Raw genomic sequence first — 21,808 nt, forward strand, 5'->3', positions numbered from 1 at the left:
TTTCCATCAGGTATAATAAATTAAAATTAAATATATTTATTTTTTTAAGGAGGAGCAATTTTTTCATGTCAATCGAAGTAGGCAGCAAGTTGCAAGGGAAAGTAACAGGTATTACCCATTTTGGGGCATTTGTGGAGCTGCCAGGTGGTACAACTGGTCTTGTCCATATTAGTGAAGTCGCGGATAATTACGTAAAAGATATTAACGAGTTTCTCAAAGTTGGTGATGAGGTAACCGTTAAAGTTGTTAACGTAGAGAATGATGGCAAGATTGGTTTATCCATTCGAAAAGCTCAAGATCGCCCTGCAGAAACAAGCAATACAAGACCCCCACGTCCACCGCGTCCGAAAGGTCAGTTTGGCGGAGGTTCAAAAGGACCGCAACGAAACCAACGTCCACCACAGTTATCATTTGAGGATAAGATGAATCGATTCTTAAAAGATAGTGAAGAACGGTTATCGACTATTAAACGTAATACAGAATCTAAACGAGGTGGTCGTGGAGCGCGTCGTGGCTAGACTTGCTGGCTCACTTTTTTTATAATAATTTAAGAAGACAGGCGTGTGTTGCGCTTGTCTTTCATTTTGTGCTAGAAGTTTTCATGTTAGAGTTAGTTGACACTGGATAGTTTATATTGTATATTATTAAATGTCGCATTAATCGACAAAGTCTTGGCGGTGTAGCTCAGCTGGCTAGAGCGTACGGTTCATACCCGTGAGGTCGGGGGTTCGATCCCCTCCGCCGCTACCAATACATAATCTAAACCTACATCTTCTATGGTGTAGGTTTTTTGTATGGGTTGTTCGTCTTAATCTTAACGGACATACGTTCCTTTATTTCCTTTAAAAATGGGATTTTGTAAGCGTATCGGACATAGGACCCCTTATTTATGCATAAAGACGTTAGTTTTGCTAAATTTTTCAAAAATAAGGCACCTGGTGTCCGCTACAACAATAAAAACTAAAAAAAACGTGAAATAAGGTCTTCTGTGTCCGTTAGAAAATGTAAAGGTTGGCGAACAAAAAGCTTTGGGGTGTATCAATGAAAGAGAAGCCCTGCAGGATAACTCAGGAGAGCAAGTGCTTCGCACACTGCGCGTGTTTCACAAGAAAGACACTTGTAAAGCACTTAAAACAAGGCAGTGGCTTCGCACATCGCTTCTAAGAAAAGACTGCAAGCGGTCTTTTCTTAGATAAAACAAAAATTCCTACAAACTTTTGGGTAATGTTCGTTCTTTTGCTTCATTTTATACAGATTTATGTTCAAGGATGGGAGTCTAGAGATGTTTGCGACGAAACAAGTCGAACACTTTTTTTTTATTGGTTGCTAATTTTGACAAAATAATAAACCTTCTTCTGTTTATAATGGGGACACGAAAAAAATCAGATGGGGTGTTATAGATGATTCGTAAAGTGACTAGAGGAGTAATAGAGCCGTTTCGAGATTTAGTATATTTAGAGCAAATGTACTCGATGTTTGTAACGGCAAGTGAACGAGTAAAACGGTGGCTAGATGCTCTGCTCTTCCAATGGGGTTTACTATTACTAATTGTAGGATTTTTACTTGGACGAGCCATGATTCTGTCTGAAATTACACCGTTTATTTTACCGTTTGTAGCTGTAGTCTATGTGCTAAAACGGGAAAAGTTTGGTTTAGCTTCGATTGCTGTTTTGGCCGGTGCCCTTACGAATGTGGTGGCAACGGGGTGGTTTGTGGCCTTTTCTATTTTATTATTTGTTGTTTTATATAGAGTTGTTTTAATGTTTAGTGAACAACCAGTAAAAGCACTGCCCTACGCTGTTTTTATAGCATCACTAAGTGGAAAAGCAATTCTTACATATTTGGGAGCAGGGACGGTTACAAGTTATGCCTGGATGATGGCAGGCGTAGAGTCTGGTTTAAGTTTTATACTCACCTTAATTTTTTTACAATCTGTTCCTTTGATTACAACAAAAAAGATACAACAGCCATTAAAGAATGAAGAGATTGTTTGTTTAATCATCCTTTTAGCTTCTGTAATGACAGGCACAATTGGCTGGATGTTCTATGATATGACAGTCGAACACATTTTAGCACGGTATTTAGTATTATTATTTGCTTTTGTTGCAGGAGCTGCCATTGGATCGACCGTTGGAGTGGTGACAGGTTTGATACTGAGCTTAGCAAGTGTTGCAAGCTTGTACCAAATGAGTTTATTGGCTTTTGCTGGATTACTGGGTGGTTTGTTGAAGGATGGAAAAAAAGTAGGAGTCAGTATTGGTCTTCTAATCGGTACATTGCTAATCGGACTATACGGAGAGGGTGGTGGCCAGTTATCGATTACTGTTATGGAAACAATGGTAGCCATTCTCCTATTCATGATGACACCTAGGTCATGGATCGTAAAATTAGCTCGTTATATCCCTGGTACAACGGAATACTCTAAAGAACAACAACAATACTTACGAAAAATTCGAGATGTTACAGCTGGACGTGTCGAGCAGTTTTCAAGTTTATTTCACACACTATCGAATAGTTTTCAAGCACAAGAACTTGAACTAGATGGTGAAGATAAAGGGAAAGAGGTCGATTATTTCCTAAGTAATGTCACGGAGAAAACGTGCCAAACATGCTTTAAAAAAGAACATTGTTGGGCACAAAATTTTGAAAAAACGTATGATACAATGCATCGGTTAATGAACGATGCCGAGCAAAATGGAGTCGTAAAAAGTCCTCAGAATCTAATGGATCTTAAGAAATTTTGTAATAAAGGAGATAAAGTGTTACAAACCATTCAACAGGAACTAGGTCAGTTCCAAGCAAATATAAAACTAAAAAAACAAGTAATGGAAAGCAGAAGACTAGTAGCAGACCAATTACTTGGAGTTTCTAGGGTAATGGGTGACTTTGCAAAAGAAATTCAAAAGGAAAAAGAAGCTCATTTTGTTCAAGAGGAACAAATGCTTGATGCTTTACGAGGAGTAGGACTTGAAATTGGTCACGTTGATATATACCGACTAGAAGAGGGGAATATTGAAATTGATATGAGCATGCCAGGGGATGGCGGACATGGACAAGCTGAGAAAATAATCGCTCCAATGCTATCAGATATACTCCATGAAACGATTGTCGTAAAGAACGAAGAAGAAGGTTTTTATCCAAATGGATATAGTCATATATCTTTTGGCTCTGCTAGAAAGTATGAAGTAGATGTTGGTGTTGCCAATGTAGCAAAAGGCGGAGGTTGGATTTCTGGAGATAGTTACTCAACTATCGATCTAGGTTCCGGAAAGCATGCAATCGCAATTAGTGATGGAATGGGGAATGGAGAAAGAGCTCATTTAGAAAGCAATGAGACCTTGCAGCTTCTTCAAAAAATACTTCAATCAGGAATAGAAGAAACGGTAGCGATTAAGTCTGTTAATTCCGTTTTATCTTTACGGACAACGGATGAGATTTTTTCAACACTAGATTTAGCAATGATTGATTTACAAGATGCAAGCGCCAAATTTTTAAAGATAGGGTCAATCCCTAGTTTTATCAAACGGAGTGACGAAGTGATGAAAGTAGAAGCTAGTAATTTGCCAATGGGCATTATCCAAGAATTTGATGTTGATGTTGTAAGTGAGCAATTGAAAGCTGGAGATTTATTGATCATGATGAGTGACGGAATCTTCGATGCGCCTAAGCATGTCGAAAACAAGGATTTATGGATGAAGAGAATCATCAGTGAGATTGAAGGAGATGACCCACAGGATATCGCCGATTCGTTACTTGAACGTGTCATTCGTTCAAGCTCAAATGAGATAAATGATGATATGACCATTCTAGTAACTAAAATTAAGAGAAACATTCCAAAGTGGGCGGCAATTCCGATGTATAAATCTCCAAGGATTATAAAAAAGAAAGCCCAATAAAATAGAATAGTAATGTATATTCCCTACTAAAAGTGTGAATCATGGTACCATTCATACATTTTGGAGGGGATATGATGGGCAAAGGAACGTTAAAGCAAATTCTGTTACTGACAGACGGTTGTTCAAACCAAGGGGAAGACCCAATCGCAATTGCATCTCTAGCAAGAGAGCAAGGAATTACAGTAAATGTAATCGGTGTCGTAGATGATAATCATATGAGTGAACAAGGAATAAAGGAAGTAGAGCAAATTGCTTTAGCTGGTGGAGGCGTTAGTCAAATCGTTTATGCACAACAACTCGCAAAAACGGTTCAGATGGTTACTAGAAAAGCAATGACTCAAACATTATATGGCGTTGTAAACAAAGAACTTCAACAAATACTAGGGCAAGATCAAGAAATGGAAGATTTGGCTCCTGAAAAACGAGGACAAGTTATGGAAGTCGTTGATGAACTAGGAGAAACCATTAACCTTGAAGTGCTAATTCTAGTTGATACAAGTGCTAGTATGAAAAATAAACTACCAATGGTACAAGAAGCATTAACCGACTTATCTATTAGCTTAACGTCTAGAATGGGAGCGAATAAGTTTTCACTCTATTCATTCCCAGGGAAGCGTCGTGAAATTGATCGTCTATTAGACTGGACGCCAAAGTTAGATTCGTTACATGGAATCTTTCATAAGCTCTCGTCGGGAGGGATTACCCCAACAGGACCGGCGTTACAGACGGCGCTACATAAATTTGAGAAGAATAGCTCAAGAAGGAGTCTGATTTCTCGTGATGATGAACTCTACGAAGAGTCCGGTATGTAATCTTCCCACTGGTACAAGATTGGTAGGAAAATGGCACCAAAAACCATATAAAATTGTGAAGCAGTTAGGATCAGGAGCAACTGGAACGGTATATTTGGCAGATTCAGCACACGGAGACATCGCGCTAAAAATCGGTGTGAACAATATGGCGATTACATCAGAGGTGAATGTTCTAAAGCATTTTTCAAAGGTCCAAGGTCAAATACTTGGGCCTTCTTTATTAGATGTAGATGATTATAGTACTAACGAGGGTACATTCCCTTTTTATGCTATGGAATATTTAAAAGGAGAGGAGCTTCTCCCTTTTATAAGAAAACGTGGTGATGAATGGTTAGGGATATTTATCGTACAACTTTTAGGAGACTTAGACCGTCTTCATCGAGCGGGGTGGGCATTTGGAGATCTAAAGCCAGACAATTTATTAGTCGTAGGACCACCTTCTCGAATTCGTTGGATGGATGTAGGAGGAACAACATTATTAGGAAGGTCCATTAAAGAATATACGGAGTTCTATGACCGAGGATACTGGAACTTAGGAACTAGAAAAGCCGAACCAAGCTATGATTTGTTTGCTGTGGCGATGATTATGATTAACTGCTATTACCCAAAGCGATTTAATAAAAATGAAGATAAGCCTCACTTTCAATTAAAAAAGGCCATCGAGGCGAAACCAGCACTGCTTCCTTACCGACAAGTACTAATGAACGCCATTCTGGGAAAGTACGTCGATGCTCAATTAATGAGGAAAGATGTTGTTGAGCTTATAAGTAATAAAAAGACATATACCCATAAGCCACAACGAAAAACTCGAAAAACACATAAAGAGACTAAAAAACAAAAAGGAAAAGGATCGTATATATTTGATTTCTTTCTTGTTTCCTCTTTTCTTCTATTGGCATATATCCTATACTTATTTGGACAAATGATGTAAAACAAGCGCACTTAGTCACCTCCCTTTTTCTATATCGCAGTAGAAAAAAAGATGTATTTAACAAGGAGGGGCCCATTAGAGAGCTTGGAGGGGATGAGTATGGCCAAAGCAGACCAGGTTATGGATGTTTGTTTGCTAGCAGGAGAAATAATGCTTACCTACGGCGCAGAAACTTATCGAGTTGAAGAAACGATTGAAAGAATAGCCAAAGCCGCCAATTTAAAAAATGTACATAGCTTTGTAACAACTACAGGGATTTTCCTTTCCTTCGGTGATGAGGGGAGAGGAGATACAATGCAAATGGTTCGAATAGATGACCGAGTTTATGATTTAAACAAAGTCTCGTTAGTTAATCAAGTATCAAGAGAATTTGTCAGTAGTCAAATCACTGACAAAGAAGCTTATGATAAACTTAAGGAAATTGCCAAAGCACCCCTATATTATCCTGTTTGGCTAGTACACTTAGCTTCTGGTGTGGCAGGCGCAGGATTCTCTTATTTGTTTGGTGGAGGGATAAGAGATATGCTACCCGCTTTTATTGCTGGCTTGGTGGTAAGTCTTTGTTTATTTAAATTTCAAGAGTATTTGAAGGTTAAGTTCTTTGCTGAATTTCTTTCAGCATTTATTGGTGGAGGAACAGCGATTTTACTCGTGTATATCGGCTTAGGAGTCAATTTAGACCAAATTATTATCGGAACATTAATGCCTCTAGTACCGGGAGTACCCTTAACAAATGCTGTTCGTGATTTAATGTCAGGTGATTATGTTGCAGGTGTAAGTAGAGGAGCTGAAGCTATTTTAACGGCTTTATCGATTGCAACCGGGATTGCATTAGCAATAGGGTTATTTCTTGGGTAATAAGGGGGGATTATTATGTGGCTTGGTCTTATTTTATGTTATCTAGCAACGTTTTCTTTCGGTATTTTATTTAATGTACCACTACGTGCTCTATATATTGGAGCTTTAGTCGGATGTTTTTCATGGATTACCTTTCAAGCTTTGCCGCAGCTTGGAGTTTCTATAATATTAGCGACTGCAATAGCTTCACTCCTTTCTGCTACAGTATCTCACTTTCTAGCAAAACGCTTCCGGATTCCGGTGACGAACTTTACCATTCCTGCGATAATCCCATTAGTGCCAGGAAGTAAAGCCTATTTTACGATGAGAGCCTTTGTTGAAAGAGAATATTTACTAGGGCTAGAATTAGGAATAGATACCATGTTTCAGGCTGGTGCAATTGCTGCAGGCCTTGTTTTTGCGTTATCCGTATTTTCCTTTAAGAAAGGAGGAATCGGCCACCGCTATGAACCGAATCGTTAAAGAGTTCATTGAAACTCATCAGCTTTTACAACCGGGTATCGTTGTAGTTGGGGTATCGGGAGGTCCCGATTCGTTAGCATTGCTCCATTTTTTATGGACTCATCAAGATGACTATTCCGTTGAACTTGTTGCCGCACATGTAGACCATCAGTTTCGAGGAGAAGAGTCGTATGAGGACTTTCTTTTTGTAGAAAACTTTTGTCATAGTAGAAACATTCCCTTTGAAGGAAAAAGAATAGATGTGAAAGCCTATCAAAAAAAACATCATCTAAGTGCTCAGGTAGCCGCTAGAGAGTGTAGGTATCAATTTTTTAGCGAGACAATGGTTAAGTATGGTGCAAATATGTTAGCTCTTGGACATCATGGTGATGACCAAGTGGAAACGATGTTGATGAAACAAGTTCGAGGAGCATATGGATTTGGGTTAGCTGGTATTCCTTTTCGAAGAGATTTTTCTACTGGATACATCATTCGCCCATTTTTAGGAATAACTAAAGGTGATATTGAGCAATATTGTATAGAAGAAAAACTTTCACCAAGGCTCGATAAAAGCAATCAATCACAAGACTATACAAGGAATCGCTTTAGGCAAAACATTCTTCCCTTCTTAAAAGAAGAAAATAAAAACGTACATGTCCAGTTTCAAAAGCAAAGCGAATGGGTTATCGAGGATCAGTCTTTTCTTGAAAATCTTACACAACAAGCTTTGGAAAAAGTAATTATTGATAAAAAAGTTGGTAGTGTTGTAATAGACGTTTTGACAGCAAGACAAATGCCAAAAGCTTTACAAAGGAGAGGGATTCATCTAATATTAAAATATCTTTACGGGAAAAATCATCCAATTATTTCAATGATACATATTGAACACATTGCGAATATCTTACATTCCTCTCACCCGTCTGGTCAGATTAATCTACCGAAGGGGGTAGAAGTGGTTCGCTCATATGATATTTGTTCTTTTATCAGGCAAGGGCGGACGGAAAAGGTTACTACATATGAACACCAATTGTCGATTTCAGGAGAAGTGGATGTAGGAATTGGGAAGATTACAGCTGGAATAACAACTTCTTATAAAAAATCAAATCTACAATCTTCTATATATATCGGTGATAGTGAACATATTGCTTTTCCTTTAACCATTCGGTCATGGAAAGAGGGAGACCGAATTTCACCAATGGGGTTGTCGGGGAGTAAAAAAGTAAGTCGTGTGTTTATCGATAATAAAGTAGATATGTCAAAGCGAAAAATTTGGCCGGTAATTGTAGATGGTGAAGGTGAAATACTCTGGGTGCCTGGATTAATAAGGTCAAAAAAAGCAAAAGTATCTGAGCAAACAGCCTCGTTCCTTTTGCTAAGTTTTGAAGCGTACCAGTAAAGATATTTTGATTAGAATCTTCATAGTAATACATACAGGAGGCTTAAACATAGGAATGAGAGAAGACATTAAAGAAATACTTATTTCTGAAGAAGAGATTGAAACTAAGATTCGGGAGTTAGGGAAACAGCTAACTGTAGAATATGAAGGTAAAAATCCGCTTGTGATTGGTGTTTTAAAAGGTGCCATGCTTTTTATGGCAGATTTAACAAAGCGAATTGATACGTATATTGAAATGGATTTTATGGATGTTTCTAGCTATGGAGCTGGAACTGTCTCCACTGGTGAAGTGAAAATTGTCAAAGACTTAGATACGTCAGTGGAAGGTCGAGATGTTCTTATTGTAGAGGATATTATTGACAGTGGACTGACATTAAGCTACTTGGTTCAGTTATTTCACTATCGAAAAGCAAAATCTGTAAAAGTGGTTACACTATTAGACAAACCTGAGGGGAGAAAGGTAGACTTAACTCCTGATTTGGCTGGTTTCATCGTACCAGATGAATTTGTTGTCGGTTATGGTTTGGATTATGCTGAAAGATATCGAAATCTCCCGTATATTGGGGTACTAAAGCCCGAGATATACAGTGAGTAAATATTGTGAATAAGGAAACATTTATGATACTATAAGTAAAGCTTTTATTGTTCGTGGGAGGAGGTCAGGAATGAATCGAATATTTCGTAACACAATATTCTATTTATTAATCTTTTTAGTGATAGTAGCAATTGTCAGTTTTTTCAGTGGAGACCAAACACAAACGGAACCCCTTGCAACTGACCAGTTTCTAGAGCACCTCGAAAATGGTGAGGTTGTTTCTTTCTCTGTAAAACCAGAACGTCAAGTGTATGTCGTAAGAGGCCAATTAGTAGGTCAACCTGAAGGTGAGTATTTTGAGGTTAATATTCCAAGGACTGAGCAAGTCTTTGAGAAAATTATGGCCGCGCAAGCACCTGGTGGAGAGTCATTATGGAATATGGAACAGGCTGATGAAACAAGCGGCTGGGTAACATTTTTTACGTCAATTATTCCATTCATTATTATCTTTATTTTGTTTTTCTTCTTGTTAAGTCAAGCTCAAGGCGGCGGTAGCCGTGTGATGAACTTTGGGAAAAGCAAGGCGAAGATGGTAGCAGATGATAAAAAGAAAGCAAAGTTTAAAGACGTAGCAGGTGCAGACGAAGAGAAACAAGAATTAGTCGAGGTTGTTGAATTCCTAAAAGACCCTCGTAAATTCTCGGCAATCGGCGCTAGAATACCAAAAGGGGTATTACTAGTAGGACCTCCTGGTACAGGTAAAACGTTACTAGCACGTGCAGTTGCTGGTGAAGCGGGAGTGCCATTTTTCTCTATTAGTGGTTCTGACTTTGTTGAAATGTTTGTCGGTGTCGGGGCATCTCGTGTACGTGATTTATTTGAGAATGCAAAGAAAAATGCGCCTTGTATTATATTCATTGATGAAATTGATGCTGTTGGTCGTCAACGTGGAGCTGGTCTTGGTGGAGGACACGATGAGCGTGAGCAAACCTTAAACCAATTACTCGTTGAGATGGATGGCTTTAGTGCGAATGAAGGAATTATTATCATTGCAGCCACAAACCGAGCGGATATATTAGACCCTGCCTTATTACGTCCTGGCCGATTTGATCGTCAAATCATGGTAGGTCGCCCTGATGTTAAAGGTCGAGAAGAGGTTCTTAAAGTCCATGCAAGAAATAAACCGCTTGCTGATGATGTTAATCTTAAGACGATTGCAACAAGAACTCCAGGGTTCTCTGGTGCTGATTTAGAAAATTTACTGAATGAAGCGGCACTTGTAGCTGCTCGTCAAGATAAGAAAAAAGTGAATATGACTCATATCGAAGAAGCGATTGACCGAGTAATCGCTGGGCCTGCGAAAAAGAGTCGTGTGATTTCGGAAAAAGAAAAGAAAATCGTGGCATGGCATGAAGCTGGTCATACCGTTGTTGGTGTGAAGTTAGAAAACGCTGATATGGTACATAAAGTAACGATAGTTCCTCGAGGGCAAGCAGGTGGTTACGCTGTAATGTTACCGAAAGAAGACCGATACTTTATGACCAAACCAGAGTTACTTGATAAAATTATCGGGTTACTTGGTGGACGTGTGGCTGAGGAAATTGCATTTGGAGAAGTAAGTACCGGAGCACATAATGATTTCCAACGTGCAACAGGTATTGCTCGTAAGATGGTTACTGAATACGGAATGAGCGACAAGTTAGGACCAATGCAGTTCGGGTCAAGTAGTGGAGGTCAAGTCTTCCTAGGAAGAGACATTCAAAACGAGCAAAACTATAGTGACCAAATTGCATACGAGATTGATTTGGAGGTACAACGTTTTATTAAAGAATGTTACGAACGTTGTAAGCAAATCCTAGTTGATAATCGTAGCAGCCTAGATTTGATTGCAAACACGTTAATGGAGTTAGAAACATTAGATGCGGAACAAATCAAGTCGTTAGTAAACGAAGGAAAACTTCCGATGGACCACCATACAAACCGTGTGGATACACCTGATGATAACGATTCAGATGTAAAAGTAAACATTAACAAAAAGGAAAACGATGAAGAAAACACAATTTCCAAAAATGTTTACGATAAAAAAGAGGAAGAAGTAACTGAAGAGAATGACTCTAAAGATGATAAAAAAGACCAATAATAATTGGTGTAAGATGGGATGCTCAATTATGGGCATCCTATTTTTTACTAAGAAATCAAAAAATAAATAGCATTAGTTCCTTTTAGTTGGTTGTGATGTGTTAAATGTTTATAATTTGGGTGAAAACAAAAAAATAAATGGGTGATAGTATGATTTTTGTTGTGGATGTGGGGAATACAAATATAGTATTAGGAGTTTACGATGGTGACGAATTGAAATTCCATTGGCGAATTGCAACTAGTCGTGAAAAAACAGAAGATGAATATGGTATGGTCATCAAAAGTTTATTCTCGCATCATGGTGTTAGCTTTGAAGAAATTGATGGAATAATTATCTCATCGGTGGTTCCTCCAATCATGTTTGCACTTGAACAAATGTGTATTAAATACTTCGGACAGGCTCCGATTGTCATTGGACCTGGGATTAAAACCGGATTAAATATTAAATATGAAAACCCTCGGGAAGTTGGGGCTGACCGAATCGTAAATGCGGTTGCAGCCATTCACCTCTATGGATCTCCATTAGTAATAGTTGATTTTGGAACAGCGACAACATATTGCTATATCAACGAGGATAAACAATACATGGGCGGAGTCATTGCACCTGGAATTGGAATTTCAACGGAGGCTTTATATACAAGGGCATCGAAGCTTCCACGAATTGAAATTACTAAGCCACCACAAGTGGTAGGTAAAAATACTGTACATGCGATGCAGTCCGGTATCTTTTATGGTTATGTTGGGCAAGTGGATGGAATCGTATCAAGAATGAAAGAACAATCACCAGAACAACCAAAAGTTATAGCTACGGGAGGATTGGCCACTTTAATTGCTGAAGAATCACGCACAATTGATACAGTTGACCCGTTCTTGACGCTTAAAGGATTACAAATGATTTATATGAAGAATAAAGGGTAGTATAGAGAGGAAGATTCATATGAGTGATTATTTAATAAAAGCTCTTGCGTTTGATGGAAAGGTACGTGCGTATGCAATTACAACTACCGTAATGATAAATGAAGCGGTTCGTAGACAAAAAACTTGGGCAACGGCTTCTGCGGCATTGGGTAGAGCAATGACAGCGTCTACGATGATGGGTGCCATGCTTAAAGGCGATAGTAAATTAACGGTGAAAATTGAAGGTGGTGGCCCAATTGGAGCCATTATTGTTGATGCCAATGCAATGGGAGAGACAAGAGGGTATGTGACCAACCCTAGTGTTCATTTTGAGTTAAATGCTCAGGGGAAACTAGATGTGGCACGAGCAGTAGGAACGAGTGGCTATTTATCAGTCGTTAAAGATTTAGGGATGCGTGATAACTTTACGGGAAGTGTCCCGCTTGTTTCTGGAGAACTAGGAGAAGATTTCACCTATTACTTTGCTTCATCTGAACAAACGCCTTCATCTGTAGGGGTTGGAGTTCTTGTAAATCCTGACGAGACCATAGCGGCCTCAGGTGGATTTATTATTCAGATGTTACCAGGAGCAGATGATGCGGTCATTGATGAAGTTGAAAGGCGATTAAGTACACTTCCTCCAATCTCTAAGTTAATCGAAGCTGGCATGCCACCAGAAGAAATGCTTGCTGCGATCGTTGGAGATGACAATTTGAAAATTCTTGAGAAGATGGGAGTTCAGTTTTCTTGTCCATGTTCTAAGGAACGAATCTCGAATGCACTCATTAGTCTTGGAAAAGATGAATTAAAAGATATGATTGAGACGGACGGCGGAGCGGAAACGAGATGTCATTTCTGTAATGAAGAATACCATTTTTCAAAAGAAGATTTAACGGAATTGCTGGAACAAACATCACAATAATAAATACCATGTTTTACAAAAAAAAAAGTTGACGGATAAAATACGGTCTGATACTATAATTTTAAGAAAACCAATAAATTTACTTGGGATTAAGGGAGGATATTTGAATATGAGAGTAGCAAATACAATAACTGACCTCATCGGACAAACACCGTTAGTAAAATTAAACCGTCTTGTTGAAGACGATTCAGCTGATGTATATTTAAAATTAGAATTTTTCAATCCAGGAAGTAGCGTTAAAGATCGTATTGGTCTTGCCATGATTGAAGCTGCTGAAAGAAGTGGAGAACTAAAACCAGGAGTAACGATTGTTGAACCTACTAGTGGAAACACTGGAATTGGTCTTGCGATGGTAGCTGCAGCAAAAGGCTATAAAGCTAAGTTAGTTATGCCAGAAACAATGAGTTTAGAGCGTCGTAACCTTTTAAGAGCATATGGAGCAGAGTTAGTACTAACTCCAGGTCCAGAAGGTATGGGTGGAGCTATCCGTAAAGCAACTGAACTAGCTCAAGAAGAAGGGTACTTCATGCCTCAGCAGTTTGAAAACGAAGCAAACCCTATTATCCACAGAGAAACAACAGGTCGTGAGTTACTTGAGCAAGTACAAGGACAAATTGACGGATTTGTTTCAGGTATTGGAACAGGTGGAACAATTACAGGTGCAGGTGGACTACTTAAAGAAAACTTCCCTGATTTAAAAATCTATGCAATTGAGCCTGCTGATTCTCCAGTTCTTTCTGGTGGAAGCCCGGGACCACACAAAATCCAAGGAATTGGTGCAGGATTTGTCCCAAGTATTTTAAATACAGAAGTATATGATGAAGTCATCACAGTTTCAAATGACGAAGCGTTTGAATATGCTCGACGTGCAGCTCGTGAAGAAGGAATTCTTGGAGGAATTTCATCTGGTGCAGCGATTTCAGCCGCACTAAAAGTAGCTAAAAAACTTGGAAAAGGCAAAAAAGTTGTAGCTATCATTCCAAGTAATGGAGAGCGTTATTTAAGTACTCCTTTATACCAATTCGAAGACTAATCCCAAAAAAATATAAGCAGATTCTCTAGCAATAAGAGAGTCTGCTTTTTTAATGTTGAACTTTGTTGTAAAATAAACGGTATGCAATCAATGTTGGGAGTGAGTCTATTGCATAAAGATGGACATGCAACGACGAATTCAGTAGAAGTTCACCGTTACAAAGCAACAACCACTTTTTCAATTGACAACAATAAGTGGTTTCATTCGTATAAACATATGACCAAACATATGCCTCGCCATAGTTTATTAGAAAGTGGTAGAGGAGGTCGTTATTCTATCATTGGTTTACATCCAGATGCCATTATAAAAGGAAAAGATAATCATTTTACAATCACAACAAGCGAAGGAACGAAAACTGAAAAAGGAGAACCGTTTTTCCTATTACAACAATGGCTAAAACAGTTCAAGTCTCCTTCTATAGAAGATGGACCTCCATTTCAAGGAGGAGCGATCGGATTTATTAGCTATGACATGGTTCGCCACTTTGAAAGAATACCCACATCCTCACAAGATGATTTGGCAACGTATGATTTTTATTTCCTTGTCTTTAATGATGTCTGTATTTATGATCATCAGTACAACGAGATGACGCTTATTACTCATTATGAGAAAGGTGACCATCATCGTGCGAAAGAAAGATTAGAGAAATGTAAACAACAGTGGCTTAAAGAGTGGCCAGAATGGCAGTGGGAACAGAAAACAACTAAGGAAGATGATTGGCAAGCTTCGTTATCGGAACAAGAGTTCACGGAGGCTGTCAAAAGAATTCAAGATTACATTGCTTCAGGTGATGTTTTTCAAGTAAATCTTTCTGTAAGACAAGCTAAACCGCTTAACACGGAGCCCTTGCACATCTACGAAAAATTACGTGAGGTTAATCCTTCCCCTTACATGGGCTATCTTCATAGTGATGAATTTCAAATTGTCAGTGGGTCTCCTGAATTGCTGATTAAAAAGGACGGAAAAGTATTAAGTACACGTCCTATTGCAGGAACAAGGTCAAGAGGAAAAGATGAAGCTGAAGATGAACGCCTAGCGAAGTCTCTGATTGAAAATGAAAAAGAACGAGCTGAGCACATCATGCTAGTTGACCTTGAACGAAATGACCTTGGTCGTGTCTGTGAGTACGGGACGGTTGAAGTCGACGAACTAATGGTGATTGAAAAATATTCACACGTGATGCACATTGTTTCAAATGTGAAAGGCACGCTCGCTCAGGGGCATGACTTATTTGATATCATTGAAGCTACATTTCCAGGTGGAACTATTACTGGTGCTCCTAAAGTTAGGACAATGGAAATTATTGAAGAGCTTGAACCTGTGCGACGAGGCATTTATACTGGGTCTATAGGGTGGATTGACTTTAATGGAGATATGGAGTTTAATATTGTCATTCGAACCTTGCTAGCTAAGGAAGGTATGGCCTATGTGCAAGCTGGAGCTGGTATTGTCATCGATTCAAATCCGATAGCAGAATATAAAGAATCGTTGAAAAAGGCAAGAGCACTGTGGAAAGCAAAAGAGTTGAGTGAAGAAGAGGTAACAAATCAGAAAGTAGAGCTGAGGAGGAATTAAGATGATTTTAATGATTGATAACTATGATTCGTTTACGTACAATTTAGTGCAATATTTAGGTGAAATGGGACATGAGTTGATAGTTAAACGAAATGACCAAATTACGATTTCTGAAATAGAAGAACTTTCTCCAACATATTTGATGATTTCTCCAGGTCCATGCAGTCCTGATGAAGCTGGAATAAGTATGGAGGCCATTGAATATTTTGCAGGGAAAATCCCGATTTTTGGAGTGTGTCTTGGACATCAATCGATTGCACAAGTATTTGGCGGCGATGTTGTCAGAGCGGATAAGTTAATGCACGGTAAGACATCTGAAATGAATCACGATGGAGAAACTATTTTTTCGGGAATGGCAAATCCTTTTACAGCAACGAGATACCACTCTCTTATCGTCAAAAAAGAAACATTACCAGATTGTTTAGAAATAACTGCTGAGACGGAAGAAGGAGAAATTATGGCGCTTCGTCATAAAACCTTGCCGATTGAAGGAGTTCAGTTTCATCCAGAGTCGATCATGACAGAGGATGGTAGACGCTTACTAAAAAACTTTATTGATAAGTACGCAGGGAGTAAGGTATAAATGTACCTTTCATTAAATGGTGAAGTAGTTGAACAGAAAGAAGCGACGATTTCTGTTTTCGAACATGGATTTATGTATGGTTTAGGAGCTTTTGAAACGTTTCGAATTTATAAAGGTCATCCATTCTTATTGGATGACCATTTTCAACGTTTGCGAGGAAGTCTACTTGAGTTAGGTATAGAGTGGAATGAATCAAAAGAGTATATCGTCCAACATGTAAACGACTTATTACAAGCGAATGAACTAGAAGATGCATATGTAAGATGGAATGTTTCTGCAGGAGTTGGACCTTTAGGATTACAAACGGAATCGTATCATAGTCCAACAACTATCGTTTATATGAAAGAATTACCTCAAGAAGCGCCAATAACTAAAAAAGTAAGGATTCTACAAACGAAAAGAAATACCCCTGAAGGTCAACACCGGCTAAAATCACATCATTATTTAAATAATATTTTAGGGAAAAGAGAACTAGGTAATGATATACATATGGAAGGTCTTTTTTTAACGGAAAAAGGTCACATTGCAGAAGGTGTAGTGTCTAATGTGTTTTGGGTAAAGGATGATGTCCTTTATACACCGGATATAGATACCGGTATATTGAATGGAGTTACTCGTCAATTTGTAATTGAATTGGCGAAAAAAGAAAATGTATTTGTAAAAGAAGGTTTTTTCCATGAGAATGAACTTAAGGAAGCGGATGAAGTCTTTATTACAAACTCAATCCAAGAAATAGTCCCAATCATTTCAGTAGATGATACCTTCTTTTCGGACTCATCTCTTGCAACGAAGCTACAAGCTTTGTATTCTCAATATACGACAAAGCTTTGGAGCAAAAAGGAGCTATGAACATGTCTACGTCAAAAAAATCAATAAATAGAAGGCACAATCAATATAAAGATAAAACTTATATTATGGGTATTTTAAATGCGACACCAGACTCATTTTCTGATGGTGGTAAATTTAATCACGTGGATGCTGCTGTAGCCCGTGCAAAGGAATTGGTAAAGGCTGGAGCAGATATCATTGATATCGGAGGAGAATCAACAAGACCAGGGGCGCAGAAAGTTAGTGAAGAAGATGAATTAGTCCGTGTAATCCCGATAATTGAAGCAGTCTCTAAAGCTGTTAATGTCCCAATCTCAATTGATACGTATAAAAGCGAAGTGGCAAGACAAGCTGTTATAGCGGGAGCTTCGATTATAAATGATGTATGGGGGGCAAAAGCTGAACCTGAAATTGCAAAAGTCGCTGCTGAATTTGACGTTCCAATCGTCCTAATGCATAACCGGGAGAATCGCTTATACGGTGATTTAATGGAAGACATGAAAAGCGATTTACTTGAAAGTATATCGATTTGTAGGGAAGCTGGTGTACAGGACGAACAAATTATTCTTGATCCAGGAATTGGATTCGCAAAATCTTATGAGCAGAATCTAGAGGTAATGAGAAGACTTGATGAGTTAGCCACATTGAACTATCCTCTTCTACTAGGTACGTCTCGTAAATCTTTTATTGCAAAAACTCTAGATTTACCAGTAGATGAAAGAGTAGAAGGAACGGGAGCCACAGTATGCTTAGGAATCCAAAAAGGGTGTAATATCGTCCGTGTTCATGACGTACTTGAGATGAGTAGAATGGCTAAAATGATGGATGCAATGTTGGCAAAGGGAGTGAATCACAATCGTGGATAAAATACTAATAAACGATATGGAATTTTATGGTTACCATGGAGTCTTGCCTGAAGAAACGAAAATTGGACAACGATTTTATGTGTCTGTTGAACTAATCATTGACTTACATAAGGCAGGGCAATCAGACGACTTGAATGACACTGTAAACTACGGGGAGGTCTATCATCTTGTAGAATCAATAGTAGAAGGTAAGCCCTATAAGCTAGTTGAAACAGTTGCAGAAAAAGTGTCTAGTTCGATACTTGAAAGCTATCCGTTAGTAACTTCCTGTATCGTAAAATTGGTAAAACCAGACCCTCCTATCAAAGGTCACTATAAGTCGGTAGCGGTTGAAATTCAGAGGAGTAGGTAAGTTTGAATAATTTAGCATATGTTGGTTTGGGTTCGAATTTAGGAGATAGAGAGCGATATTTAGCCGCGGGCATTCAGGCCATTGAAGACCATGACTTTTGCGCGGTAAGTAGGTGTTCTTCTATTTATGAAACCGAACCTATTGGCTTTGTAGAACAAGCTTCCTTTTTAAATATGGTTGTCGAAGTAAAAACATCGCTCCAACCACGGGAACTATTGGAGGCGTTGAAGAAAATAGAAGAAAGTGCAGATCGAAAAAGAGAGGTTCGTTGGGGTCCTCGAACGTTAGACCTTGACATTTTGTTATTTAATCAACAAAATATTAAGGTGGATGATTTACAAATTCCTCACCCAAGGATGACTGAGCGTGCTTTTGTAATCGTCCCATTACAAGAGATCAATCCACTCCTTTATGTTCCGGGGATAAATAAAACGGTAAAAGACATTTACGAAACGTTACCAGATAAAGAGGGTGTAAACGTATGGAAAATCCAAACGTAGGAAGAAAGATTAGAGCTTTTCGCAAACTAAAGGGTTACACACAAGAAAGTTTTGCAAAAACAGCGGGTGTTTCGGTTTCTTTACTTGGAGAAATTGAGCGAGGATCTAGAATGCCTAATGAAGAGTTTGTAGTAAAAGTGGCCTCATTATTAAAAGTGGATATTAGCGAGTTAGAAGATAAATAAATTTTCTTCAGTGGAGGTGAAAAAGTGTTTAAAATCGGTGATGTTAAACTTAAAAATAGAGTGGTCTTAGCACCTATGGCCGGAGTATGTAATCCAGCCTTCCGATTAATTGCAAAAGAGTTCGGAGCAGGACTTGTTTGTGCAGAAATGGTAAGCGATAAAGCCATCCTTCATAAAAATGAAAAATCGTTAAATATGCTATTTGTAGATGAGCGCGAAAAACCATTGAGTTTACAGATTTTTGGTGGTGAAAAAGAAACGTTGGTCGCCGCTGCGGAGTTTGTTGATAAGAATACAAATGCAGATATTATTGACATTAACATGGGGTGCCCAGTACCGAAAATCACAAAATGTGATGCTGGTGCGAGGTGGCTACTAGACCCTAATAAAATATATGATATGGTATCCGCCGTTGTTGAGAAGGTAGATAAACCGGTAACTGTAAAAATGAGAATGGGTTGGGATGAAGAACATATTTATGCTATTGAAAATGCCAAAGCGGTTGAACGCGCTGGCGGAAGTGCGATTGCTCTTCATGGTAGAACTCGTGTTCAGATGTATGAAGGTACTGCAAATTGGGATATCATTAAAGAAGTAAAACAATCGGTTTCGATTCCCGTTATTGGTAATGGAGATGTTAAAACACCTGAAGATGCAAAAAGAATGCTAGATACAACGGGCGTAGATGGAGTCATGATAGGAAGAGCGGCGTTAGGAAACCCTTGGATGTTGTATCGCACCGTTCATTACTTAGAAACGGGAAAACTTTCACCAGACCCAAGTCCACGTGAAAAAATCGATGTTTGTATGATTCACTTAGACCGTCTTATTGATTTAAAAGGTGAAAAGGTAGCAGTCAGAGAAATGAGAAAGCACGCCGCTTGGTATTTGAAAGGAATGCGTGGAAATGCTCGTGTTCGTGATAAAGTAAATTACTTTGAAACAAGAGAAGATGTATCGTCTGCTCTTTATGATTTTGTTGAAGAAGTAGAAGCAAGACAACCAGAGGCGGATAAGATAGAAGCGTAGCAACTAGAGTATACAACTGCCAGTCGAAGCTGGCAGTTTTTCTAATACATATAACGAAGCTTTACATAAGAAATGAATTTTAGGAGTTGAAGACATGAGTCAGGAAGTAGAAATGAGCGATTTGCAAGCGGTAAGAAGAGAAAAGTTAAAACATTTATTGGATAGCGGGATTGATCCGTTTGGTGGAAAGTTCGAACGTTCCCATTCAGCAAAAGAAATGCAAAATCAATTTGGTGAGTTATCTAAAGAAGAGTTAGAAGAACAAAAAAATCAAGTTATTTTAGCTGGTAGAGTTATGACAAAACGAGGAAAAGGAAAAGCAGGTTTTGCTCATATCCAAGACTTGACGGGTCAAGTACAAATTTATGTTCGTAAAGATGCTGTTGGTGACGACGCGTATCAACTATTCGATACGATAGATATAGGTGACATTGTAGGAATTACTGGAGTTGCCTTTAAAACTAAAGTCGGTGAACTATCTATTAAGGTGGAAAACTTTCAAATACTATCTAAGTCATTACGACCATTACCAGATAAATTCCACGGATTAAAAGATATTGAACAAAGATACCGTCAACGCTATGTAGATTTAATTGTAAATCCGGAAGTACGTGATACTTTTGTTGTGCGTAGTCGTATTTTACAATCGATGAGACGCTATTTAGATAGTCGCGGATACCTTGAAGTAGAAACCCCGACGATGCATTCGATTGCAGGTGGAGCATCTGCTCGTCCGTTTATTACACATCATAATGCGTTAGATATGAAGTTGTATATGAGAATTGCGATTGAGTTACATTTAAAACGTCTAATCGTGGGTGGATTAGAAAAGGTCTATGAAATTGGAAGAGTGTTTAGAAATGAAGGAGTTTCGACAAGACATAATCCTGAATTTACGATGATAGAGTTGTACGAAGCGTATGCTGATTATAACGATATTATGAATTTAACTGAGCAACTCGTTGCTCACATTGCACAAGAAGTATTAGGAACGACAACGGTAACATACGGTGAGTACGAAGTTGATTTAAAACCAGAATGGAAAAGACTCCATATGGTAGATGCTATAAAAGAATATGCTGGTGTAGATTTCTGGACGGAAATGACGGATGAAGAAGCGAGAGAAATTGCAAAACAACATAATGTTCATGTCAAAGAGACAATGACGTATGGACATGTTGTTAATGAATTCTTTGAGCATTTTGTTGAAGAAAAATTAATACAACCAACATTTATCTATGGGCATCCTACAGCGATTTCGCCATTAGCGAAGAAAAACCCTGAAGATGAACGTTTCACGGACCGCTTTGAATTATTTATTGTTGGTCGAGAGCATGCAAATGCCTTCACTGAATTAAATGATCCTATTGACCAAAGAGAACGTTTTGAAGGGCAATTAAAAGAAAGAGAGCAAGGCGACGATGAAGCCCACATGATGGATGAAGACTTTATTGAAGCTTTAGAGTATGGAATGCCTCCAACAGGTGGACTTGGAATTGGGATTGACCGCCTTGTTATGTTATTGACGAACTCTCCTTCAATCCGTGATGTGTTATTATTTCCTCAAATGAGACATCGTGAAATTAGCGAAGAGTAGAATGAAAAAGCTCAGTAGAAAATACTGGGCTTTTTTCTATTTTTATTACACTATACTTTGTTTAGAAACGGAGTATAATTACCTAATAGAGTTTTCTGTTTAGAGAAGAATAACATAAATTTCTTTTTGTGAAATTCATCTTTAAAATAGATGTTGACTTTTCGAATTTGATTTGTTATATTATTAAAGTCGCTGCTGACGTAAACGGCAGTTGGCAAAATAGCTCTTTGAAAACTGAACAGAACAAAGCCAAGCGAAAGAGATACATGATATCTCATTGCCGTTGCAAAATGGCAAACCCGTCATTGTAAAATGACAAAAAAGTTGCGAAAGCAACACTTTTATGAGCTTAATCAACTCACTTTTATGGAGAGTTTGATCCTGGCTCAGGACGAACGCTGGCGGCGTGCCTAATACATGCAAGTCGAGCGGA

Annotated in this window: 21 protein-coding genes, 1 tRNA gene and 1 rRNA gene; all 23 read left to right on the forward strand. The window is 38.5% G+C overall.

The genetic code is table 11. The features are described from left to right. Positions 1-65 precede the first annotated feature (65 nt). Complete coding sequence (locus BK585_RS22585) at positions 66-518, forward strand: S1 domain-containing RNA-binding protein (RefSeq protein ID WP_078556502.1); 453 nt, start codon at positions 66-68, stop codon at positions 516-518. A gap of 155 nt (positions 519-673) precedes the next feature. After that, positions 674-750 (forward strand) — tRNA-Met (locus BK585_RS22590). A gap of 650 nt (positions 751-1,400) precedes the next feature. Continuing rightward, entirely contained in the window at positions 1,401-3,896 is a 2,496-nt protein-coding gene (spoIIE, locus tag BK585_RS22595) for a stage II sporulation protein E (RefSeq protein ID WP_170885686.1), read from the forward strand. Positions 3,897-3,970: 74 nt separating this feature from the next. After that, complete coding sequence (locus BK585_RS22600; RefSeq protein WP_078556504.1) at positions 3,971-4,708, forward strand: VWA domain-containing protein; 738 nt, start codon at positions 3,971-3,973, stop codon at positions 4,706-4,708. After that, positions 4,677-5,639: a protein kinase domain-containing protein gene (locus BK585_RS22605; protein ID WP_078556506.1), complete on the forward strand. Its 963-nt coding sequence runs from the start codon at positions 4,677-4,679 to the stop codon at positions 5,637-5,639. The genes BK585_RS22600 and BK585_RS22605 overlap by 32 nt, the downstream gene beginning before the upstream one ends. Before the next feature lie 99 nt (positions 5,640-5,738). Next, positions 5,739-6,497, forward strand: coding sequence for a threonine/serine exporter family protein (locus BK585_RS22610; protein ID WP_078556508.1), 759 nt, complete (start codon positions 5,739-5,741; stop codon positions 6,495-6,497). Between the two features lie 15 nt (positions 6,498-6,512). Continuing rightward, positions 6,513-6,959: a threonine/serine exporter family protein gene (locus BK585_RS22615; protein WP_078556510.1), complete on the forward strand. Its 447-nt coding sequence runs from the start codon at positions 6,513-6,515 to the stop codon at positions 6,957-6,959. After that, positions 6,943-8,334 carry a tRNA lysidine(34) synthetase TilS gene (gene tilS, locus BK585_RS22620; protein ID WP_078556512.1) on the forward strand — a complete coding sequence of 464 codons (1,392 nt, stop codon included), beginning with the start codon at positions 6,943-6,945 and terminating at the stop codon, positions 8,332-8,334. The genes BK585_RS22615 and tilS overlap by 17 nt, the downstream gene beginning before the upstream one ends. Before the next feature lie 55 nt (positions 8,335-8,389). After that, a complete protein-coding gene (hpt, locus tag BK585_RS22625; RefSeq protein ID WP_078556514.1) occupies positions 8,390-8,929 on the forward strand; it encodes a hypoxanthine phosphoribosyltransferase in 540 nt (179 codons plus the stop codon). Between the two features lie 70 nt (positions 8,930-8,999). Next, positions 9,000-11,009 (forward strand): ATP-dependent zinc metalloprotease FtsH, encoded by a 2,010-nt coding sequence (gene ftsH, locus BK585_RS22630; protein ID WP_078556516.1) that lies wholly within the window; start codon positions 9,000-9,002, stop codon positions 11,007-11,009. A 149-nt stretch (positions 11,010-11,158) separates the two neighbouring features. Next, entirely contained in the window at positions 11,159-11,926 is a 768-nt protein-coding gene (locus tag BK585_RS22635) for a type III pantothenate kinase (protein WP_078556519.1), read from the forward strand. A 19-nt stretch (positions 11,927-11,945) separates the two neighbouring features. Continuing rightward, entirely contained in the window at positions 11,946-12,827 is an 882-nt protein-coding gene (hslO, locus tag BK585_RS22640; RefSeq protein ID WP_078556521.1) for an Hsp33 family molecular chaperone HslO, read from the forward strand. A gap of 109 nt (positions 12,828-12,936) precedes the next feature. Then, complete coding sequence (gene cysK, locus BK585_RS22645) at positions 12,937-13,860, forward strand: cysteine synthase A (protein ID WP_078556523.1); 924 nt, start codon at positions 12,937-12,939, stop codon at positions 13,858-13,860. A gap of 216 nt (positions 13,861-14,076) precedes the next feature. Further along, complete coding sequence (gene pabB, locus BK585_RS22650) at positions 14,077-15,435, forward strand: aminodeoxychorismate synthase, component I (RefSeq protein WP_245805934.1); 1,359 nt, start codon at positions 14,077-14,079, stop codon at positions 15,433-15,435. 1 nt (position 15,436) lies between these two features. Continuing rightward, the gene (gene pabA / locus BK585_RS22655) at positions 15,437-16,018 is read left to right on the forward strand and encodes an aminodeoxychorismate/anthranilate synthase component II (protein WP_078556527.1); all 582 of its coding nucleotides are present in this window, start codon (positions 15,437-15,439) and stop codon (positions 16,016-16,018) included. Next, positions 16,019-16,867, forward strand: a complete 849-nt coding sequence (pabC, locus tag BK585_RS22660) for an aminodeoxychorismate lyase (protein ID WP_078556529.1) — start codon at positions 16,019-16,021, stop codon at positions 16,865-16,867. Positions 16,868-16,869: 2 nt separating this feature from the next. After that, positions 16,870-17,712: a dihydropteroate synthase gene (gene folP / locus BK585_RS22665; protein WP_078556531.1), complete on the forward strand. Its 843-nt coding sequence runs from the start codon at positions 16,870-16,872 to the stop codon at positions 17,710-17,712. Further along, on the forward strand, positions 17,705-18,064 hold the full coding sequence (folB, locus tag BK585_RS22670) for a dihydroneopterin aldolase (RefSeq protein WP_078556532.1): 360 nt from the start codon (positions 17,705-17,707) through the stop codon (positions 18,062-18,064). Before folP ends, folB begins: the two co-directional genes overlap by 8 nt. A 2-nt stretch (positions 18,065-18,066) precedes the next feature. Beyond that, entirely contained in the window at positions 18,067-18,564 is a 498-nt protein-coding gene (gene folK, locus BK585_RS22675; protein WP_078556533.1) for a 2-amino-4-hydroxy-6-hydroxymethyldihydropteridine diphosphokinase, read from the forward strand. Then, on the forward strand, positions 18,546-18,749 hold the full coding sequence (locus BK585_RS22680) for a helix-turn-helix domain-containing protein (RefSeq protein ID WP_078556535.1): 204 nt from the start codon (positions 18,546-18,548) through the stop codon (positions 18,747-18,749). The genes folK and BK585_RS22680 overlap by 19 nt, the downstream gene beginning before the upstream one ends. Positions 18,750-18,773: 24 nt before the next feature. Next, positions 18,774-19,778 carry a tRNA dihydrouridine synthase DusB gene (dusB, locus tag BK585_RS22685; protein ID WP_078556536.1) on the forward strand — a complete coding sequence of 335 codons (1,005 nt, stop codon included), beginning with the start codon at positions 18,774-18,776 and terminating at the stop codon, positions 19,776-19,778. Positions 19,779-19,872: 94 nt separating this feature from the next. After that, on the forward strand, positions 19,873-21,375 hold the full coding sequence (gene lysS / locus BK585_RS22690) for a lysine--tRNA ligase (RefSeq protein WP_078556538.1): 1,503 nt from the start codon (positions 19,873-19,875) through the stop codon (positions 21,373-21,375). Between the two features lie 363 nt (positions 21,376-21,738). Next, positions 21,739-21,808: ribosomal RNA gene (locus BK585_RS22695) — 16S ribosomal RNA — on the forward strand; the annotation flags it as partial.

It is taken from the genome of Bacillus alkalicellulosilyticus (assembly GCF_002019795.1).
Lineage (GTDB): Bacteria > Bacillota > Bacilli > Bacillales > Bacillaceae_F > Bacillus_AO > Bacillus_AO alkalicellulosilyticum.